Here is an 18,890-nt window from a genome sequence, read left to right on the forward strand (position 1 = left end):
AAAAGAAAGGGGTGAGCGATAGCAAACGCATTACATCTTATGGCAAGAGTATCTTTTTGTAAAACAAGCTCTAGGAATAATCTAATTACTAAAAGCGATATAGCACTTTACGCTGTAAATAAGACCTAAATGAGGGCCCATACACTCTTTCCATTAATATGAACCATGGCAATTCAATCAATCTTACGTATGGGCGATCCACGCTTACTGGAAATAGCAAAGCCAGTAGATCCGAAATTAATCTCGTCTCAACAAATCCAAACCTTGATCGACGATTTACTGGAAACTATGTACGCCGTGAATGGCGCCGGACTTGCTGCGCCTCAAATTGGAGTCAACCAGCAAGTAGTGGTTTTTGGCTTTGATCAAAATCCTCGCTACCCAGATGCTGAGCAAGTTCCCGAGACCATTTTGATTAATCCCATCATCACACCGCTAAGTGATATCAGTATGGAAGATTGGGAAGGATGTCTTTCAGTACCAGGTTTGCGTGCCAAAGTACCGCGCTACACCAAAATACGCTATCAAGGCTTTGATCGTTACGGCCAATCTATCGACAGAACGGTGGAAGATTTTCATGCTCGGGTAGTGCGGCATGAATGTGATCATTTAATCGGGAAACTATTTCCAATGCGGGTGAAGGATTTCACAAACTTTGGCTTCACCGATGTTCTCTTTCCAGAATTACGTGATGCTCCGCCTGCTGAATAAGAAAAAAATCGTTTCTTATTTTTGCTTGCGAAAAAAAGTAACTAGCAACACCGCCAAGAAAATACCAAACCAAAGCAAAGACCATTCTGGTACTTGTAAGCCCAAAATTGATGGCAACTGCGCAGAACACAATCCATCTGCTTTAAATAGCCATGGCAGTCCTTGAGCCAACTGAAATTGATTAATCCAAGTTTCTAAAGGATCGATGCCGCAGGAGCTTTCTGGATGCGAAAGCAGCCATACTTGGTGTGCGGCCACAGACAACCCATATCCTGCAGCAATAATGGCTAGCCCATGAAAAAACTTTCTTAATGGCTGAACGCCGACTGCCAAAATACAGCAGATGGCGATACCTAAATAGCCTACTCTTTGCAAAATGCATAAGGGGCAGGGCAAAAAACTTACGCCCTGGTAACCGACCTGCTGCAGTATTACCGCAAATGCCACTAAGGCGAGACTCAATAAAGAAAGGTATAGGTATTGGGATTTGCTCATAACGAAATAATAGCCTGATGCGGCCTAAACCCTATAAAACCAAGCTTTATTACTAAAAGTCCATTAGATATAAAAAGTTAATCCAATAAGGAGCCTGAAAACAGGCAAATTATGAGGATAATCATACTTTTGCAAAATTTATAAAGCTTTTATGGCCGCTTACAACACCGAAACCGTACTCACCGTTCACCACTGGAACGACACTCTATTTAGTTTCACCACTACCCGAAACAAAGGTCTACGTTTTCGTAGTGGGCACTTCTTGATGATTGGCCTTGAAGTTGAAGGCAAACCTTTGGTTAGGGCTTATAGCGTTGCCAGCCCAAATTACGAAGAGCATTTAGAGTTCTTGAGCATTAAGGTGCAAGACGGCCCCCTCACCTCCCGTTTACAAAAAATTCAAGTGGGTGATCCCATTTTGGTGAGCGAAAAGTCTGTTGGCACCTTAGTGTTAGATGACTTGAACCCTGGAAAACATCTCTACCTATTTAGCACCGGCACTGGCTTAGCGCCATTCATGAGCATCATTCGTGATCCTGAAACTTACGAGAAGTTTGAAAAAGTGGTTTTGATTCATGGCGTACGTTTAGTAAGCGAATTGGCTTACGCTGACTACATCAGAGATGAACTCACTCAAGATGAATACCTAGGCGAACTCATTCGTGAAAAACTGATCTACTATCCAACAGTGACCCGCGAAGCATTCAAACATACCGGACGCCTCACAACCGCAATTGAATCTGGTCAACTATTTAAAGATATTGGTTTGCCACCACTTGATCCAGCAGTAGATCGCGCCATGATTTGCGGCAGCCCTTCTATGCTCAAAGAAACCTCTGAAATGCTGGATGCTAAAGGCTTCAAGGTCTCTCTAAGCCTGGGCCAGATGGGTGACTATGTATTCGAACGTGCATTCGTAGAAAAATAAGGTCTCGCCAGTTCTTTATAACCAAAAGTAATTTAAGTATCGCTATATATTCCTTGTGGATATATAGCTATCTTGGTAAATTGTTCTTAACAAGGCATTTATCAAGGAAAATCAGGTATGTCACCGGTACGCGAGCATTACAACCCTGTCATTACGAAGTTACTTCGTGAACATGATCGCCTGCCTCATGACATGGTTCAAGAACGCAAAAGCTTCCAACGTCAAATCCTCTTTCTCATGAACACAATCAAGCTTGAAGAGTTTGAGCAGTCTTTTGCCTAAAAACACCGGAGTTATGTAATGTTGGAATTTTTTCAAGAGTCATCGCAATTTATTATTTCTGGAGCATTGGTAGGCCTATTAGTTGGCATGACTGGTGTAGGTGGTGGCTCACTCATGACTCCCTTGCTGACGATTATTTTCGGCGTTGCTCCAACTACGGCAGTTGGAACCGACCTTGCATTTGCAGCAATTACCAAAGGCTTTGGCACTGTCGCTCATCGACTTCATGGAAATGTACGTTGGGATATCGTGCGCTTACTCTGCATAGGAAGCCTAACTACAGCAGTGCTATCTATTCTGGTCCTCAAATTTGTCGGCCCCGTTTCTAAAAGCTTTAATCATTTAATTAGCCTGTCTATTGGTGTATCTGTCCTGCTCACAGCGTTCTCTTTGCTGTTTAGAGGAAAGATATTACATTGGGTTCAACAGAATCCAACTTTACTACCGAGTGGATCGAGGCTAAAGGTAGCAACTATTACTGTGGGTGCTGTAATTGGCGTATTAGTAACCATTTCATCCATTGGTGCAGGTGCTATAGGTGCAACCTTAATTTTGGTTCTTTATCCTCATCTTAAACCTGCACAAGTTGCCGGAACTGACATCGCATACGCAGTTCCTTTGACAGCATTAGCTGGTATAGGTCATTGGTGGCTTGGTAACGTGCATTTTGATTTGTTATTTGGCTTATTACTCGGATCCGTTCCAGCGATCTGGTTGGGAGCTAAACTTTCAAGCACCTTATCCGAACGAACAACCAGGACCACTCTTGCCGCAACATTATTTTTGGTTGGGATTAAATTAGTTTGCTCATGATTACTCCAGAATTTTGGTCAATACCAGCAAGCAATCTGACACCAGCTGAGCTTGCCGAGAAATCCGCCACCCTCAAGCAACGCCTTCAAGATATTTCTAAGCGCTTTTCTGATGTGCGCTTTGCGACCAGTTTGGCTGCTGAAGATATGGTGGTGACAGATGCTATCTCCAAAGCACAAGCACCAATTAAATTATTCACCCTTGCTACTGGACGCCTTCATCAAGAAACCGTAGATATGGTGAAGACTACCGAAGATCATTACGGTGTAGCCATTGAAAAAGTATATCCACAAGAAAGCGATGTTCAAGCCTTTATTGATCAATATGGCATGAATGGCTTTTACGATGGGGAACAGCCTAAAAAAGCGTGTTGTGGAGCACGCAAAATTAAACCTTTGAACGCTGCGCTAATAGGAGCGGATGCATGGATTACCGGTCAAAGACGTGAGCAATCTACTACGCGCACCGAACTCAATTTTGAAGAATTAGATGACGCAAGAGGTATTGCCAAGTTCAATCCATTATTTGATTGGACTGAATCTGATATCTGGGCTTACATCAAGCAAGAAAACGTACCAATTCATCCGCTACACCTCAAAGGCTACCCCAGCATTGGCTGTGAGCCTTGTACACGTCAAGTCAAAAAAGGTGAAGACATTCGTGCTGGTCGCTGGTGGTGGCTACAAAGCGACAGCAAAGAATGTGGTTTACACGTCAATAAATAATTAACTAAGAACGACTTACAGAATGCAAGAACAAAAATTACTAGATGACCATCTAGATTGGCTTGAAGCAGAATCTATCTACATCATTCGTGAAGTAGTAGCGCAATGCTCTAATCCAGCCATGCTTTTCTCGGGCGGTAAAGACTCTATCGTGATGTTTCATTTAGCACGCAAGGCTTTCCAGTTTGGCGATCGCCCAGTCAAGTTGCCCTTCCCTATTTTGCATATCGATACAGGCCATAACTATCCTGAAGTCATTCAATATCGTGATGATGTTGTTAAAAATACTGGCGTGAAATTGATTGTGGGTCATGTTGAAGACTCCATCAAAAAAGGCACGGTACGTTTACGCAAAGAAACAGATTCTCGCAATGCTGCTCAAGCAGTAACGCTTTTAGAGACTATTGCTGAATATGAATTTGATGCCCTCATGGGTGGCGCACGTCGTGATGAAGAAAAAGCTCGTGCTAAAGAGCGCATCTTCTCGTTCCGCGATGAATTCGGCCAATGGGATCCAAAGGCACAGCGCCCAGAACTCTGGAACCTATATAACGCCCGTATCTCCAAGGGTGAGAATATGCGCGTGTTCCCAATCTCCAATTGGACCGAGCTCGATATCTGGCAATACATTGCCCGTGAGAATCTAGCGCTTCCTAGCATCTACTACACCCACAAGCGTGAAGTAGTTAAGAAAAATAATCTGTTAGTGCCAGTAACTGACGTTACGCCGAAGGCGCCTGGTGATATCAGCGAGATCCTGAGCGTACGCTTTCGTACCGTTGGCGACATTAGCTGCACCTGCCCCGTATTGAGCACAGCCGCCAATCCAATTGACATCATTGCAGAAACCGCCATTACTGAAATTACTGAGCGTGGCGCAACCCGCATGGATGACCAAACTAACGAGGCCTCAATGGAGCGCCGCAAGAAAGAAGGTTACTTCTGATGACTACTAATCAACATCAAAACGTGGTGCGCTTCATTACTGCTGGTAGCGTAGATGATGGTAAGAGCACTTTAATTGGTCGCCTGCTTTATGACACCAAGTCTATTTTGGTAGATCAATTGGAGTCACTCTCTAAAACCAAACATGCTCGCGTAACTTCATCGGATGCTGGCGTAGATTTAGCCTTATTGACTGACGGCCTAGAGGCAGAGCGTGAGCAAGGCATCACTATTGACGTAGCTTATCGCTACTTCTCCACACCAAAACGAAAGTTCATTGTTGCAGATGCCCCAGGGCACGAGCAATACACGCGCAATCTCGTTACTGGCGCCTCCCAGTCTGATGTTGCCGTCATCTTGGTAGATGCCACTCGCGTTGATCTGAGCACTACGCCCGCTACTCTCTTGGCTCAAACTAAGCGTCATGCGGCAATCGTGCATTTATTAGGCCTGCGTCACGTTGTCTTTGCCATCAACAAGATGGATTTATTTGACTTTGATGAGAAGGTCTACAACACCATTAAAGCTTCGATTGAAGACTTGACCCAAAAAATTGGTTTACCTAAGCGAACATTAATTCCGATCTCTGCATTGTTGGGAGCTAATGTGGTGACCGCTAGCAAGAACACCCCTTGGTACCAAGGGCCAACCTTGTTGGAGTGGTTGGAAAGTTTAGATACCAGCCCTGAATCCGAGAAGCTGGCATTGCGTTTCCCAGTCCAATACGTAGCCCGTCAAGACGGTAGCGCTTCTGATGACTTCCGTGGCTACCTAGGTGAGATTGAGTCTGGCAGCATTCGTAAAGGCCAGAAAATTAAAGTACTTCCCGGTGGCTCTGAAGCAACTGTGACAGAAATCTATCTCGGTAATCGCTCTAATCGCGAACAGACTAACGGTAGCAATGCGGTTGAGTCTGCAGAAACTGGTCAAGCTGTTGCTATTCAACTGGCAGAAGACATTGACGTCTCACGTGGTTGTTTATTTGTTAGTGCTGATGATGCCAAGCCACCAGTGTTAAGTAAGCAAATTTCTGCTGACTTATGCTGGCTTGATAGCGAGCCACTTTCTTTGGCTCGCAAATATGCATTGCGTCACACTACCAATACCGTTGGTGCAAAGGTAAAAAATATTCAGCAAGTATTGGATGTTCAAACCCTTTCACAAGCTAGTGATGTGCATGCTCTCTCCACCAATGAAATTGGAAGAGTGGATTTCATCTTACAAAAGCCGATTGCTGCAGATTCGTTTGATCAATCCCAAAAAACGGGTGCTTTTATTTTGATCGATGAAGCCACCAATCACACGGTTGCTGCTGGCATGATTCGTGAGGCCATTGCCCAGTAACAATAGGTAACGGAACTGAACGAGCCCCATCTTGATGGGGCTTTTTTATTGAACTAAGCCAGTTTAGGTAGAATCATTACATCGTTCATTTATAGGAGATGCCATGCAGGTATCTAAAAAAGCGGGGCTTCCATCGCGCTTATTAGCAGGGCTTTTAACTGCCGCACTCAGCATTCCAGCGATAGTGCCAGTAGCTTATGCTCAAAATAGCAGTCAGGAGCAAGCCGCCAAGCTTTCACAAGCCCAACTAGAGTCATTGGTAGCACCTATAGCGCTTTATCCAGACTCACTGTTATCCCAAGTATTGATGGCATCCACCTACCCTCTTGAGGTCGCTGAAGCTGCTAACTGGCAAAACGCGAACAAGAATCTGAAAGGCAATCCACTGAATAACGCATTGCAGCAGCAAACCTGGGATGCCAGCGTTAAATCCTTGGTGTCATTTCCATCAGCTTTACAAATGATGGGCTCCCAACTTAGCTGGACCCAAAAATTAGGCAACGCCGTATTAGCCCAACAATCAGACACAATGGCTGCGATTCAGGCATTGCGCGCTAAGGCAAAACAATCAGGTGCACTGCAGTCCACTCAACAGCAAACAGTTTCAACACAGGGTAGTGGCAGCAGCCAAGCAATCGTGATTCAGCCTGCTGACCCACAGATTGTTTATGTGCCGGCCTACAACCCGACTGTAGTTTATGGCGCATGGCCTTACCCAAGCTACCCTCCATACACTTACTATCCACCAGGATATGTAGCTGGCACAGCCTTACTGTCCTTTGGTGTCGGTATGGCAGTAGGTGCTGCACTCTGGGGTGGCTGTCATTGGGGTGGCGGATATGGTGGCGGCAATTCACTTACCGTGAACAACAACACCTACAACAACTTCAATAGAAACACCAATCGCAATTGGTCTGGAAACAGTCGTGGCACCAGTGACTGGAAACCCGATCAGCAACGTCGCAATGCCAATATTAGCGGCGGAAACCAAAATGCAGAACGCGATCAATTACGTCAAAACCTCCAAAAAGATGGTCTCAATGGCGGTGATCGCGGCGGCAACAATGGTAGTGACCGCGCTGGCAACAACCGTAGCGATGTAGATCGCCCAGATGCAAGCCGTGATGGAGATCGTAATTTAGGCGATCGTAATGGCGGACAAAGTAATTTCCGAAATGACTCTAGCGGCTTTGGCGATGCTCGTGGCGCTAAATTTAATGGTGGTGATGATCGTTTTGGCGGGGGTGGCGCGCACATTGGTGGCGGTGGCGAACACTTTGGTGGTGGCGGTGGTGGCTTTCGCGGTCGTCGTTAATCTTTTAAAAATCAAACTTACTTAGAACTATCAGAAAGAATAATCATGAAGAAATTTTTAGCATTGATCTCTTTTGCAGTATTGGCCTTAGGTATTACATCTACTGCTCAGGCTGCAACTGCCATCAGCACTCAAGAACTCATTAAAGATTGCAAAGGTAAAGATGGCACTTTCATCACCTGCGAAATCTACGGACAAGCGGTGTATGACACTTATCTAGTAACCCGTAATCCAAAAACAGCTCCAGACTTTATTTGCGTTCAACAACCTGCACCAACCCGTAAAGAAGTGATTCAAGAGTACGTGCAGTGGTCAGATGCTAACCCTAAGTACGCCAATGATCCTGCAGCTGATACGATCCTGCGCTTTTTAGCCGGACGCTTTCCTTGTAATAAGAAGTAAATATCTTTAAAAAAAGCCGCTCTATTAAGAGCGGCTTTTTTGTTTGATCAATCTCCTATTTTCTGTTGGCCCCATAGGTTTGATTTAAATATTGAACGATGATTGGTACTTCTTCATCTGTAATGGGAGCCTTGAAAACATTTTTCATTCTCAAGACTTGAGTGTTCCAATAACCAACGCCAGTATTGGGCGGTTGGTATTCAGCATAGTGAGCAGAGTGACATGTAGTGCACTTTTGTATCACTAGCTGATATCCCGGCAAATCAGATTTGCGCCAAACTACTGAGTCAGCAGGCATTTCAATGGTTTTTGCCTGAGAAAAGGCTGAAATAGTTATTGCAGCTGAAACAAGAATTAATTTTTTCATTTTCAGCTCCTCACACCGCATTGATCTGAACTGTCTCAACCACATTACGCATATAGCCCGCTGGCATCCATGTAGCCGTCATCGGCTGCACTTGTCCTGCGTGATTAAATGCGCGAACCCTTAAGTCCAGAACACCTTGTTGTTTTGGAGTAAATTCAACGCGCCATTCTCTAAATGAAAAGCGTCCTAAATCTTGCCCCAATCTAGCCTCAACCCAATTCTGCCCATTATCTTGTGAGAACAATACCTTTTTAATGCCATAACCAGCATCAAAAGCAACCCCCCTGGCTTGGACTGGTTTACCAACAGTGACGATACTGCTGTTAGTAAAGTTAGTAATGAAAGAGCGAATGGTGAATTGGTTGATGGGGATCGTCTTTGATGGCGCTGTTCCTGGCTCCACGCAATTACAGTCGTTATCTGGAATTCGGTACGCTGGATTCATCCAATAACCGTTGTAGACGTCATTGACCACCTGAATTTCACTCAGGTGCTTTACCCAGTAAGTTCCATAATAGCCAGGAACAATTAACTTAATTGGGTATCCATTGAGAAATGGAATATCTGTTCCATTCATTTGATACGCAACCATGACATTGCCATCCATTGCATGGTCGATATCCAAGCCTTTTACAAAATCAGAATCACTAGGCAGCACTGGCTGATCCAGGCCATTAAAGGTCACTTGCTTTGATCCCTTTCCTGGATTTGCAGCATTCAAGATATCTTTTAATGAGATGCCAACCCAAGCAGCATTACCCATCGCGCCATTACCAAGTTGTCCGCCATTTACTCTTGGCTCAAATAAACCACGACTATTACCAGAGCATTGATTTACCGCAACAATTCGCTGTGAAGGAAAATTCTTCTTAAGCTCAGAGAGGGAAATTTCTAAAGGCTTCTCTACATTTCCACCTACCTTTAATTTGTATGTGTTTGGATCAATTGAAGTGGGGATGCCAGCCATGTGATATCGCACAAAAAATTCATCATTTGGCGTGATCACATGTTGATCGTAATACTTAAATGGTGTCTCCAGTTGAGGCGGCCGAGATGTTAAAACAATCATTGGCTTTTTTCCTGGGAATGCTACTAATTCTCTTTCCCCGTAAGCCATTGGCATATTAATCATCTCTGCGCTACTTGCCCAAGATGGCAATAAAGAACTTACGCCACCTGCAAGAGCAGCCGTTATGACCTTACGTCTATTTGTAAAGTTTTCTGAATTCATGGATATCTCCTCCACCATATTTTTCTTCTATCAGCATATCTTCTATTAACTATGTCTATATGAGGAAAAACCCTCGCCATACTTGAATGATGATGCACACATTGACAATTGAAATGTCCAAAAGAAAAACCACCCCGGAGGGTGGCTTAAAAGATTTTTTGGAGGTACTACCTAAAGAATGAAATACAAGTTCATATTAATCCCCGGAACTCTATGACTATTTGTCTATTGCATCCCCCAGGGGCGCAATGCATCATATTGGTGCGTTAATGGTTCTCTTTAGCGTGATTAATTGAATATTTCGGGATTTCGATCACCAAATCATCCCTGGCAACTATCGCTTGGCATGAAAGACGCGATTGTGGGTTCAGGCCCCAAGCACGATCAAGCAAGTCTTCCTCGTTTTCATCGGGTGGATTGAGGCTCTGATAGCCCTCTTTTACGATCACATGGCAGGTAGTGCATGCGCAGACCATATCGCATGCATGCTCAATGGGAATGTCATTCTCTAATAGTGCCTCACAAATCGAAGTACCCGGCGCCACTTCAACAACTGCACCTTCAGGGCAGTACTCACTATGGGGAAGAACAACAATTTGAGTCATGATTATTTTTACGTATTTTTATGGATTGATTTAAATCTCAGCAACATTCTTGCCAGATAGTGCTTTTTGAATACTAGCGTTCATACGCTTTTGGGCAAATTCATCGGTTGCTTTAGCGGCGTGATCAACTGCTTTGCGAACAACTGAACTATCAGTTTCTTCATTCAAAATCTTTTGCAACTGAGCCATCTCTTGATCAATGGCTGCTTGCTCTTGCTCATTAAGTAATGCGCGATCCGTACTTAAAGCTGTTTGCACTGCATCTAATAAGCGCTGTGCACTCACTTGTTCTTCACGCAACGATCTTGCCAATAAATCTTCTTTTGCTGATGAGAAACCTTCTTGAAGCATACGAGTAATCTCGCCATCAGTTAAACCATAGGAAGGCTTAATATCGATAGAGGCTTTCACGCCGGAACCTATTTCCGTAGCGCTTACCGATAAAAGGCCATCAGCATCGACCTGGAAAGTCACCCGAATACGGGCTGCGCCGGCTGCCATCGGTGGAATACCGCGCAACTCAAAGCGCCCTAAGGAGCGGCAATCTTGCGCTAATTCGCGTTCACCCTGCACCACCTGAATTGCTAATGCAGTTTGACCATCTTTAAAGGTGGTGAAATCTTGCGCTCTAGCAACTGGGATAGGAGTATTGCGAGGAATAATTTTTTCTACCAAGCCACCCATGGTTTCAATGCCAAGTGAAAGCGGAATGACATCTAACAACAACCACTCGTCATCCTTACTTTGATTACCAGCCAATAAGTCTGCTTGCATCGCAGCACCTAAGGCAACCACTTGATCTGGATTGAGATTATTTAAGGGCTTTGTACCAAACAACTCGCCTACAGCGCGCTGCACATTAGGCATCCGCGTGGAGCCACCCACCATCACAACGCCTTTAATATCTTCTGCTTTTAAACCAGCATCGCGTAATGCTTTTTTGCAGGCTACCAAGGTCTTACTCACTAAGTTCTGTGTAATCTCAAATAACTGAGCTTGGCTTATACCGACATTGACTACTGTACCGTCTGCTAGCGTCTCATGAACTCGTGCCAGTGGGTTATGGCTCAGCAACTCTTTGGCATGCTTACATGCCTGCAATAAGGTGCGATGATCATGTATCGACAATGGGGGCAACTTGGCTTGCTCGATTACCCAGCAATACAAGCGATGATCAAAGTCATCTCCACCTAAGGCAGAGTCGCCACCAGTAGAGAGTACTTCAAAGACACCCTTGCTCATGCGCAATATGGAGATGTCAAAAGTACCGCCACCTAAGTCATAAACTGCGTACACACCTTCTGTAGCGTTATCTAAGCCATATGCAATCGCTGCGGCAGTAGGCTCATTAAGCAATCGCAACACTTCAATACCAGCCAACTTAGCAGCATCTTTGGTTGCTTGTCTCTGCGCATCATCAAAATAGGCTGGAACTGTAATCACAGCGCCAACGATGTCATCATTAACAGAATCTTCGGCTAGCTGGCGTAAACGCGCTAAGATTTCAGCGGAAACTTCAATAGGGCTTTTGTCACCAGCAACTGTTCTCAGCTTAAGCATGCCAGGCTGATCAACAAAGTCATAGGGAGCACTTTCAATATTCTCAACATCGCTTATGCCGCGCCCCATAAAACGCTTTACTGAAAGAATCGTATTCTTGGGATCAATCACTACACTCTCAAGCGCTTCAAAACCCGCCTGGGTTCGCCCATTGGGTAAATAACGAACAACCGAAGGAAGTAGTTCACGCCCCTGTTCGTCAGGCAACACTTTTGGTAAAGCATCTTGAACAATGGCCACTAATGAATTGGTCGTGCCCAAATCAATGCCAACAGCAATACGGCGCTGGTGAGGCGCTAGTGACTTACCGGGTTCTGAAATTTGTAATAAAGCCATAGGAGATAGAGTTTAGCTGGTGTATGGCCTAAATCAGGGCCGCAATAGTGTCATCAAGCTCAACGGCAAACTTATCGATAAACAACAAGCCGCGCAAAAGCTCTGCTCCGCGCTGATAATTTTTAGCCCCATCGATGGCTTGAGTAATCTCAGCAAGGGTATCAGTCTTAGATTGCTCAACCTCAGCCATCAAGGACTCTAGAGCTGGCAAATCTTCTGCTTGCTCATCCAGATTCTCGCGCCATTCCATTTGCTTCATAAGGAAAGCTGCTGGCATTGCAGTATTAGTTTCTAGCTTTGCGTCTACACCATGAAGTTGGCATAGATATAAGCCACGCTGTATGGGATTTTTTAGAGTTTGAAAAGCGGTATTGGCTAGAGTGGCCATTTGCATGGCGAGGCGTTGATCCGTTTCACTGCCACGAGCATGACGATCTGGATGAACTTCTTTCTGTATTGCAAGATATGCCTGATCTAAGGCAGGCAAATCAATGGTGAATTGCTGATTTAATCCAAAGAAACGAAAGTAATCGTCAGACGCGGAATGATTCGCCACAACCACACTCATCTTTTACGTTTGGATTTTGAAACTTAAATCCCTCGTTCAAACCCTCGCGTACAAAATCTAATTCCGTTCCATCCAAGTAAGCCAAGCTCTTTGGATCGATAAATACCTTAACGCCATTGGACTCAAAAACCTGATCCTCAGGAGCAGGCTCATCTACGTATTCCAATTGATAGGCCAAACCAGAGCAGCCGGTGGTGCGAACACCTAATCGGAGTCCACAACCCTTGCCGCGCTTCTCTAGATTACGGTTAACGTGCTTTGCAGCTTTGTCAGTTAAGGTAATTGCCATGATTTTTTCTGCTCCGCTTTATTGAGCTGGATGCTTTTCTTTGTAATCAGCCACTGCAGCTTTGATAGCATCTTCAGCCAAGATAGAGCAGTGAATTTTTACTGGAGGTAAAGCCAACTCTTCAGCAATCAAGGAGTTCTTAATCTCGAGCGCTTGATCCAAGGTCTTTCCTTTAACCCATTCAGTAACTAATGACGAAGAAGCAATCGCAGAGCCGCAGCCATAGGTTTTGAATTTCGCATCTTCGATCACGCCTTGATCGTTCACACGAATTTGCAACTTCATGACGTCGCCGCATGCTGGCGCGCCGACCATTCCTGTACCTACGCTATCGTCACCCTTTTCGAATGAGCCAACGTTACGGGGGTTTTCATAGTGGTCAATGACCTTTTCGCTATATGCCATGGTATTTCCTCTTTAACTTTTCTATATTGCTTTTAATGTGCTGCCCATTGAATCGTGCTGATGTCGATTCCATCTTTGTACATTTCCCACAAAGGAGATAACTCGCGCAACTTGGCAATCTTTTCTTTTACCAACTTGATTGTGAAATCCACCTCTTCTTCAGTCGTAAAACGACCCAAGGTAAAACGAATAGAGCTGTGTGCCAACTCATCATTTCGGCCCAAGGCGCGCAACACATATGAGGGCTCTAAAGAGGCAGAAGTGCAGGCTGAACCAGAAGAGATTGCTAAATCCTTCAGGGCCATCAACATGGATTCACCTTCAACATAGTTAAAGCTAATATTCAGGTTATGGGGAACACGGTTGTCCATATCGCCATTGACATAGACCTCTTCAATATCTTTCAAGCCATTTAACAAACGGTCACGTAAGGCACGGATACGTTTGTTTTCTTCGGCCATCTCAATCCGGGCAATGCGGAATGCTTCACCCATACCAACGATCTGGTGAACTGCCAAGGTGCCAGAACGCATACCGCGCTCATGACCACCACCATGGATCTGCGCCTCAATACGGATACGTGGCTTGCGACGCACAAACAAAGCGCCAATGCCTTTAGGCCCATAAGTCTTATGAGCAGAAAAGCTCATGAGGTCAACTTTGATTTTTTCTAAATCAATCTCAACCTTACCGGTTGCTTGCGCTGCATCCACATGAAAAATGACACCACGCGAACGGCAGAGATCGCCAATGCGAGGAATATCTTGCACTACACCAATTTCATTATTGACATACATTACCGAAGCCAAAATAGTTCCTGGCTTCATGGCAGCCTCAAGCTGAGCGTAATCAATTAATCCATTTGGCAATACATCCAAATAAGTCACTTCAAAACCTTCGCGCTCGAGCTCACGACAAGTATCTAAGGTTGCCTTGTGCTCTGTTTTAACGGTGATGATGTGATTGCCACGCTCTTTATAAAAGTGCGCAGCGCCTTTGAGGGCCAAGTTAATACTTTCAGTAGCACCGCTAGTAAAGACAATCTCTCTTGGATCAGCATGAACTAACTGGGCAACCTCTGAACGCGCCCACTCAACAGCTTCCTCAGCAGCCCAGCCATAGGCATGGCTACGAGAAGCCGCATTACCAAATTGCTCGCGCAAGTAAGGCAGCATTTTATCGACCACGCGAGGATCAATCGGCGTTGTAGCGGAATAGTCCATATACACAGGAAAGTGTTTAGGGCTAAACATAGGAACCGGTTGTTGTGGAATGTCTTGTGGTGCGTTCATGGTTTGCTTATAGGTATGTTAAAGAACTACTAGGTTTGTCGCACCAAATTAAAAACAGAATTAACTAAATGCGCTTTTGGTGCAATCTCTTTTTTTGCTGCCAATGCAGGAGCTGGCTTTTCCGCTTTTACACCGTCAACTTTCATTTTCTTTTGGCGCATATCTTGAATCACAATACCGCGCCCTTCTTGCTGCTGCACTAAATCTTTTAAGCTCACTGAACTTAAGTACTCCACCATCTTGGAGTTGAGGTTGCTCCACAGATCATGTGTCATACAACGACCATGAGTGTCTTCTTCGCTATGACAATTTCCTTTGCCACCACATTGGGTAGCATCTAAGGGCTCATCAACAGCCACGATGATGTCTGCAACACTCACCTCATTAGATGGCCGCGCTAAGGTATATCCACCCCCAGGTCCACGAGTACTCTCTACGATGTTGAAGCGGCGCAATTTGCCGAACAACTGCTCGAGGTAAGAAAGGGAAATCTTTTGTCTTTGGCTAATTCCAGCCAAAGTTACAGGGCCATGCGTTTCACGCAGGGCTAAATCTATCATTGCGGTTACTGCAAAACGACCTTTGGTTGTAAGTCTCATATGTCACCTTGGTAATGGATTGTTATGGACAGCTAACAGTCAGGCGGGTAATACCCGACCATTCCACTCAACTTTACCATATGCCCCAGTAATCTGCTCGGGAATTATCCCAAAAATCCCCAAAGCCAGCCAGGAATTAAGAGATGGAATCTCTTGATCTAGCGCCAAAGGCCATTTCTTTGACCTTGGTTAGGCGATCACGGGTGCTGGCAGCCTTTTCAAACTCGAGATTCTTGGCCTCAGAGTTCATTTGCTTCTCTAAACGCTTGATTTCAGCGGCTAAGTCCTTCTCGCCCATATCCTCGTACCGAGCCCGCTCCTGCTCAGTTTGCATCTCATGGCGCTTCTCCTTGACGTCATAAACACCGTCAATAATGTCTTTAATCCGCTTTTTCACCCCTTTTGGCTCAATTCCATGCAGCTTATTAAAGGCAATTTGCTTAGTGCGGCGCCTTTCGGTCTCTCCCATCGCACGTTTCATGGAGTCGGTAATCCGATCTGCATACAAGATGGCTTTGCCGCGTACATTTCGGGCTGCCCGGCCAATGGTCTGAATTAATGAGCGCTCAGATCGTAAGAAGCCCTCTTTATCAGCATCCAAAATGGCCACTAAAGAAACCTCTGGAATATCCAAACCTTCACGCAATAAATTAATACCCACCAGCACATCGAACACACCTAAACGTAAGTCACGCAAAATTTCAACGCGCTCTACCGTATCGATATCCGAATGCACATAGCGCACCTTCACACCATTGTCGGAAAGGTAGTCCGTTAATTGTTCAGCCATGCGCTTAGTCAACACGGTCACTAACACCCGCTCATGAACTTTAACGCGTTCATGAATTTGACTGAGTAAATCATCTACCTGTGTACTTGCAGGCAAGACTTCAATTTCAGGATCAACCAATCCGGTTGGTCTTGCTACTTGCTCAACCACTTGTCCTTGGTGCGCCTTTTCATAATCAGCTGGTGTTGCAGAAACAAAAATGGTTTGACGCATCTTGGTTTCAAATTCAGTGAATTTCAATGGGCGGTTATCCATTGCTGAAGGCAAGCGAAATCCAAATTCAACCAAGGTATGTTTGCGAGATTTATCGCCGTTATACATCGCATTGAGCTGGCCAATTAAGACGTGACTTTCATCCAAAAACATCAAGGCGTCATTGGGAAGGTAGTCCACCAAGGTAGGCGGTGCTTCGCCTGGGGCGGCCCCAGATAGGTGGCGAGAGTAGTTCTCAATCCCCTTACAGAATCCAAGCTCATTGAGCATTTCTAAATCAAAACGCGTACGCTGCTCTAGGCGCTGTGCTTCCACCAACTTTCCATCTTTAACAAATTCATCCAAGCGAGTGCGTAACTCTACTTTGATAGTTTCAATTGCCTTGAGAACTGTTTCACGAGGGGTGACGTAATGTGAACTTGGGTAAACAGTAAAGCGTGGAATCTTCTGGCGAATTTTTCCAGTGAGTGGATCAAAAAATTGCAGGCTCTCCACTACATCATCAAACAATTCAACTCGCACTGCCAACTCATTATGTTCAGCAGGAAAAATATCAATCGTATCGCCACGTACTCGAAATACGCCGCGCTTGAAATCCGTTTCATTGCGGTCATACTGCATCGCAATCAGACGCATCAAAATATCACGTTGACTCATTTTGTCACCGGGACGCAGCGTCATCACCATGCTGTGATAGTCGCCCGGATTACCAATGCCGTAGATTGCAGAAACCGTAGCAACAATGATGACGTCGCGACGCTCTAAAAGACTCTTAGTAGCAGACAAACGCATCTGCTCAATATGCTCATTAATAGAAGAGTCTTTTTCAATAAAGAGGTCACGCTGGGGAACGTAGGCCTCTGGTTGGTAGTAATCGTAGTAACTCACGAAGTACTCAACCGCATTTCTAGGGAAAAATTCCCGAAATTCGCTATAAAGCTGGGCCGCCAAGGTCTTATTTGGGGCAAAAATGATGGCTGGACGCCCCGTCCTAGCGATCACATTAGCCATCGTGAAGGTCTTTCCCGAGCCCGTAACCCCCAACAGCGTCTGAAAGGTCAACCCATCCTCAATGCCCTCAACTAAGGCATCAATCGCCTGGGGCTGGTCCCCTGCAGGCGGGAAAGGCTGGTAAAGATGGTAAGGAGAGTCCGGAAAGGTGACGAATTTAGCAGGATCTAGGTCATGACCTGCCTCGCCCAATGGATCGGCGACCGGCTTTTTTGCCTCTTCTTTAGGCAATGAATTTGAAGCAGTTTTCGGCGACTTAGGGGGCATCTCGGCTATCATTTCACCTGTGAGATTTCATCACAGCGAATTTTGTACAAACAATGATTTTGCCGTTTTTATTTGGAAATAGTTGAATCTGGCCTCAAAAACCGACAATTAAGCTCAATTTAACGTCAATTAATAGTAAAAATACCTCTTAACCACCTTTTCAGACCTCAAATGACCCTGTTTGCCTCAGTCCAATTAGCCCCTAAAGATCCGATATTCGGCCTCACAGAAGCCTACGTTGCCGATCAACGTGCAGACAAAGTAAATCTAGGTGTGGGCGTGTATTACACCGATGAAGGCAAGGTACCGCTTTTAAAAGCAGTCATTCAGGCTGAAGAAGCGATCGTCGCGAAGCATTCCCCACGCAGCTACATTCCTATTGAAGGTCCAAACCCATACAACAGCGCGGTGCAAAACTTATTATTCGGCGCAGAGTCTGCCCTGATTAAAGATGGTCGCGTTGTTACTGCTGAATGTTTAGGTGGTACAGGTGCATTGCGCGTTGGTGCTGACTTTATTAAACGTTTGAATTTAAATGCACCTTGCGCAATCAGCAATCCTACTTGGGAAAACCATCGCGGCATTTTTGAATCTGCTGGTTTTGAAGTGGTGGAGTACACCTACTTTGATGGCAAAACTCGCGGTGTAGATTTTGATGGCATGGTGAAGTCATTGGAGTCATTTCCTAAAAACACGACCGTGCTCTTGCATGCTTGCTGTCACAACCCTACTGGTGCTGACATTACAGAAGCGCAATGGCGTCAAGTGATCGATATTTGCAAGAACAAAAGTTTGATTCCATTCTTAGATATGGCATACCAAGGCTTTGCAGCTGGTATTGAGCAAGATGGTATTGCTGTTCGCCTCTTCGCCGAGTCTGGAATGTCATTCTTTGTTTCAAGCTCATTCTCTAAGTCTTTCTCACTCTACGGCGAGCGCGTAGGCGCACTGTCTATCGTGACCCAAAGCAAAGATGAGTCAACTCGCGTGCTTTCACAATTAAAGCGCGTGATTCGTACCAACTATTCCAATCCGCCAACCCATGGTGCTGCTATTGCAGCTGCTGTGTTGAACTCACCTGAGCTACGTAAGCTTTGGGAAGATGAGTTGGCAGAGATGCGTGACCGTATTAAAGCGATGCGCCAAGGTCTAGTTAAAAAGCTAGCTGAAGCAGGCGTCAAGCAAGACTTTGCTTTCATTGAAAAGCAACGCGGAATGTTTTCTTACTCAGGTTTAACAGCTGAGCAAGTAGAGCGCTTACAGAAAGAAGATGGCATTTATGCCCTCTCTACTGGACGCATTTGTGTGGCAGCCCTCAATACTAAAAATATTGATAAAGTGGCTAAAGCAATCGCCCGCGTCTTAGCGTAACAAGCGGTTATATCGATTTACCGGAG

At 45.2% G+C, this 18,890-nt stretch carries 21 protein-coding genes; 10 read left to right on the forward strand and 11 right to left on the reverse strand.

Annotated elements, in window-relative coordinates; genetic code table 11:
* The first annotated feature begins 165 nt into the window (after positions 1–165).
* Positions 166–711, forward strand: coding sequence for a peptide deformylase (gene def / locus PNUC_RS07725; RefSeq protein WP_011903314.1), 546 nt, complete (start codon positions 166–168; stop codon positions 709–711).
* 15 nt (positions 712–726) lie between these two features.
* Here the strand turns inward: def and PNUC_RS07730 are convergent, their stop codons facing one another.
* Positions 727–1,206, reverse strand: coding sequence for a disulfide bond formation protein B (locus PNUC_RS07730; RefSeq protein WP_011903315.1), 480 nt, complete (start codon positions 1,204–1,206; stop codon positions 727–729).
* 151 nt (positions 1,207–1,357) lie between these two features.
* On the opposite strand from PNUC_RS07730, the gene PNUC_RS07735 reads away from it, so the two are divergent.
* The 8 genes from PNUC_RS07735 (at position 1,358) to PNUC_RS07765 (ending at position 7,960) form a co-directional block, all read left to right on the forward strand.
* Positions 1,358–2,134 (forward strand): ferredoxin--NADP reductase, encoded by a 777-nt coding sequence (locus tag PNUC_RS07735; RefSeq protein ID WP_011903316.1) that lies wholly within the window; start codon positions 1,358–1,360, stop codon positions 2,132–2,134.
* Between the two features lie 117 nt (positions 2,135–2,251).
* Entirely contained in the window at positions 2,252–2,416 is a 165-nt protein-coding gene (locus tag PNUC_RS11025) for a hypothetical protein (protein WP_167523318.1), read from the forward strand.
* A gap of 18 nt (positions 2,417–2,434) precedes the next feature.
* Positions 2,435–3,229 (forward strand): sulfite exporter TauE/SafE family protein, encoded by a 795-nt coding sequence (locus PNUC_RS07740; RefSeq protein ID WP_011903317.1) that lies wholly within the window; start codon positions 2,435–2,437, stop codon positions 3,227–3,229.
* Positions 3,226–3,954 (forward strand): phosphoadenylyl-sulfate reductase, encoded by a 729-nt coding sequence (locus PNUC_RS07745; protein ID WP_011903318.1) that lies wholly within the window; start codon positions 3,226–3,228, stop codon positions 3,952–3,954. Before PNUC_RS07740 ends, PNUC_RS07745 begins: the two co-directional genes overlap by 4 nt.
* A 22-nt stretch (positions 3,955–3,976) precedes the next feature.
* Positions 3,977–4,900 (forward strand): sulfate adenylyltransferase subunit CysD, encoded by a 924-nt coding sequence (gene cysD, locus PNUC_RS07750; protein ID WP_011903319.1) that lies wholly within the window; start codon positions 3,977–3,979, stop codon positions 4,898–4,900.
* Entirely contained in the window at positions 4,900–6,243 is a 1,344-nt protein-coding gene (locus tag PNUC_RS07755) for a sulfate adenylyltransferase subunit 1 (RefSeq protein ID WP_011903320.1), read from the forward strand. The genes cysD and PNUC_RS07755 overlap by 1 nt, the downstream gene beginning before the upstream one ends.
* Before the next feature lie 103 nt (positions 6,244–6,346).
* A complete protein-coding gene (locus tag PNUC_RS07760) occupies positions 6,347–7,558 on the forward strand; it encodes a DUF3300 domain-containing protein (protein WP_011903321.1) in 1,212 nt (403 codons plus the stop codon).
* A gap of 45 nt (positions 7,559–7,603) precedes the next feature.
* The gene (locus PNUC_RS07765) at positions 7,604–7,960 is read left to right on the forward strand and encodes a Rap1a/Tai family immunity protein (RefSeq protein WP_011903322.1); all 357 of its coding nucleotides are present in this window, start codon (positions 7,604–7,606) and stop codon (positions 7,958–7,960) included.
* Between the two features lie 55 nt (positions 7,961–8,015).
* Here the strand turns inward: PNUC_RS07765 and sorB are convergent, their stop codons facing one another.
* From sorB to uvrB, 10 genes are all read right to left on the reverse strand, one after another.
* Positions 8,016–8,327, reverse strand: a complete 312-nt coding sequence (gene sorB, locus PNUC_RS07770; RefSeq protein ID WP_011903323.1) for a SorB family sulfite dehydrogenase c-type cytochrome subunit — start codon at positions 8,325–8,327, stop codon at positions 8,016–8,018.
* A 10-nt stretch (positions 8,328–8,337) separates the two neighbouring features.
* Complete coding sequence (sorA, locus tag PNUC_RS07775; RefSeq protein WP_011903324.1) at positions 8,338–9,558, reverse strand: SorA family sulfite dehydrogenase catalytic subunit; 1,221 nt, start codon at positions 9,556–9,558, stop codon at positions 8,338–8,340.
* Positions 9,559–9,824: 266 nt separating this feature from the next.
* A complete protein-coding gene (gene fdx / locus PNUC_RS07780) occupies positions 9,825–10,163 on the reverse strand; it encodes an ISC system 2Fe-2S type ferredoxin (RefSeq protein ID WP_011903325.1) in 339 nt (112 codons plus the stop codon).
* Between the two features lie 30 nt (positions 10,164–10,193).
* The gene (gene hscA, locus PNUC_RS07785; RefSeq protein WP_011903326.1) at positions 10,194–12,059 is read right to left on the reverse strand and encodes a Fe-S protein assembly chaperone HscA; all 1,866 of its coding nucleotides are present in this window, start codon (positions 12,057–12,059) and stop codon (positions 10,194–10,196) included.
* A 28-nt stretch (positions 12,060–12,087) separates the two neighbouring features.
* Entirely contained in the window at positions 12,088–12,615 is a 528-nt protein-coding gene (hscB, locus tag PNUC_RS07790) for a Fe-S protein assembly co-chaperone HscB (RefSeq protein ID WP_011903327.1), read from the reverse strand.
* Complete coding sequence (iscA, locus tag PNUC_RS07795; protein WP_011903328.1) at positions 12,593–12,916, reverse strand: iron-sulfur cluster assembly protein IscA; 324 nt, start codon at positions 12,914–12,916, stop codon at positions 12,593–12,595. The genes hscB and iscA overlap by 23 nt, the downstream gene beginning before the upstream one ends.
* A gap of 18 nt (positions 12,917–12,934) precedes the next feature.
* Positions 12,935–13,321: a Fe-S cluster assembly scaffold IscU gene (iscU, locus tag PNUC_RS07800; RefSeq protein ID WP_011903329.1), complete on the reverse strand. Its 387-nt coding sequence runs from the start codon at positions 13,319–13,321 to the stop codon at positions 12,935–12,937.
* A gap of 32 nt (positions 13,322–13,353) precedes the next feature.
* Complete coding sequence (locus PNUC_RS07805; protein ID WP_011903330.1) at positions 13,354–14,613, reverse strand: IscS subfamily cysteine desulfurase; 1,260 nt, start codon at positions 14,611–14,613, stop codon at positions 13,354–13,356.
* Between the two features lie 29 nt (positions 14,614–14,642).
* A complete protein-coding gene (locus tag PNUC_RS07810; RefSeq protein ID WP_011903331.1) occupies positions 14,643–15,212 on the reverse strand; it encodes a Fe-S cluster assembly transcription factor in 570 nt (189 codons plus the stop codon).
* 136 nt (positions 15,213–15,348) lie between these two features.
* Positions 15,349–17,505 (reverse strand): excinuclease ABC subunit UvrB, encoded by a 2,157-nt coding sequence (gene uvrB / locus PNUC_RS07815; RefSeq protein WP_011903332.1) that lies wholly within the window; start codon positions 17,503–17,505, stop codon positions 15,349–15,351.
* A gap of 159 nt (positions 17,506–17,664) precedes the next feature.
* Between uvrB and PNUC_RS07820 the strand changes: the two genes are divergently transcribed.
* Entirely contained in the window at positions 17,665–18,864 is a 1,200-nt protein-coding gene (locus tag PNUC_RS07820) for an amino acid aminotransferase (RefSeq protein ID WP_011903333.1), read from the forward strand.
* Positions 18,865–18,890 lie beyond the last annotated feature (26 nt).

Source organism: Polynucleobacter asymbioticus QLW-P1DMWA-1, from assembly GCF_000016345.1.
GTDB classification, from domain to species: domain Bacteria; phylum Pseudomonadota; class Gammaproteobacteria; order Burkholderiales; family Burkholderiaceae; genus Polynucleobacter; species Polynucleobacter asymbioticus.

Bases quoted from the DNA above. Each gene is read 5' to 3' on its own strand.
- PNUC_RS07760 (WP_011903321.1), top strand. From the start codon at position 6,347: ATGCAGGTATCTAAAAAAGCGGGGCTTCCATCGCGCTTATTAGCAGGG.
- PNUC_RS11025 (WP_167523318.1), top strand. From the start codon at position 2,252: ATGTCACCGGTACGCGAGCATTACAACCCTGTCATTACGAAGTTACTT.
- sorB (WP_011903323.1), bottom strand. From the start codon at position 8,327: ATGAAAAAATTAATTCTTGTTTCAGCTGCAATAACTATTTCAGCCTTT.
- PNUC_RS07805 (WP_011903330.1), bottom strand. From the start codon at position 14,613: ATGAACGCACCACAAGACATTCCACAACAACCGGTTCCTATGTTTAGC.
- PNUC_RS07730 (WP_011903315.1), bottom strand. From the start codon at position 1,206: ATGAGCAAATCCCAATACCTATACCTTTCTTTATTGAGTCTCGCCTTA.
- def (WP_011903314.1), top strand. From the start codon at position 166: ATGGCAATTCAATCAATCTTACGTATGGGCGATCCACGCTTACTGGAA.
- PNUC_RS07810 (WP_011903331.1), bottom strand. From the start codon at position 15,212: ATGAGACTTACAACCAAAGGTCGTTTTGCAGTAACCGCAATGATAGAT.
- cysD (WP_011903319.1), top strand. From the start codon at position 3,977: ATGCAAGAACAAAAATTACTAGATGACCATCTAGATTGGCTTGAAGCA.
- iscA (WP_011903328.1), bottom strand. From the start codon at position 12,916: ATGGCAATTACCTTAACTGACAAAGCTGCAAAGCACGTTAACCGTAAT.
- fdx (WP_011903325.1), bottom strand. From the start codon at position 10,163: ATGACTCAAATTGTTGTTCTTCCCCATAGTGAGTACTGCCCTGAAGGT.
- PNUC_RS07745 (WP_011903318.1), top strand. From the start codon at position 3,226: ATGATTACTCCAGAATTTTGGTCAATACCAGCAAGCAATCTGACACCA.
- PNUC_RS07820 (WP_011903333.1), top strand. From the start codon at position 17,665: ATGACCCTGTTTGCCTCAGTCCAATTAGCCCCTAAAGATCCGATATTC.
- PNUC_RS07755 (WP_011903320.1), top strand. From the start codon at position 4,900: ATGACTACTAATCAACATCAAAACGTGGTGCGCTTCATTACTGCTGGT.
- hscA (WP_011903326.1), bottom strand. From the start codon at position 12,059: ATGGCTTTATTACAAATTTCAGAACCCGGTAAGTCACTAGCGCCTCAC.
- PNUC_RS07740 (WP_011903317.1), top strand. From the start codon at position 2,435: ATGTTGGAATTTTTTCAAGAGTCATCGCAATTTATTATTTCTGGAGCA.
- iscU (WP_011903329.1), bottom strand. From the start codon at position 13,321: ATGGCATATAGCGAAAAGGTCATTGACCACTATGAAAACCCCCGTAAC.
- uvrB (WP_011903332.1), bottom strand. From the start codon at position 17,505: ATGATAGCCGAGATGCCCCCTAAGTCGCCGAAAACTGCTTCAAATTCA.
- PNUC_RS07735 (WP_011903316.1), top strand. From the start codon at position 1,358: ATGGCCGCTTACAACACCGAAACCGTACTCACCGTTCACCACTGGAAC.
- sorA (WP_011903324.1), bottom strand. From the start codon at position 9,558: ATGAATTCAGAAAACTTTACAAATAGACGTAAGGTCATAACGGCTGCT.
- PNUC_RS07765 (WP_011903322.1), top strand. From the start codon at position 7,604: ATGAAGAAATTTTTAGCATTGATCTCTTTTGCAGTATTGGCCTTAGGT.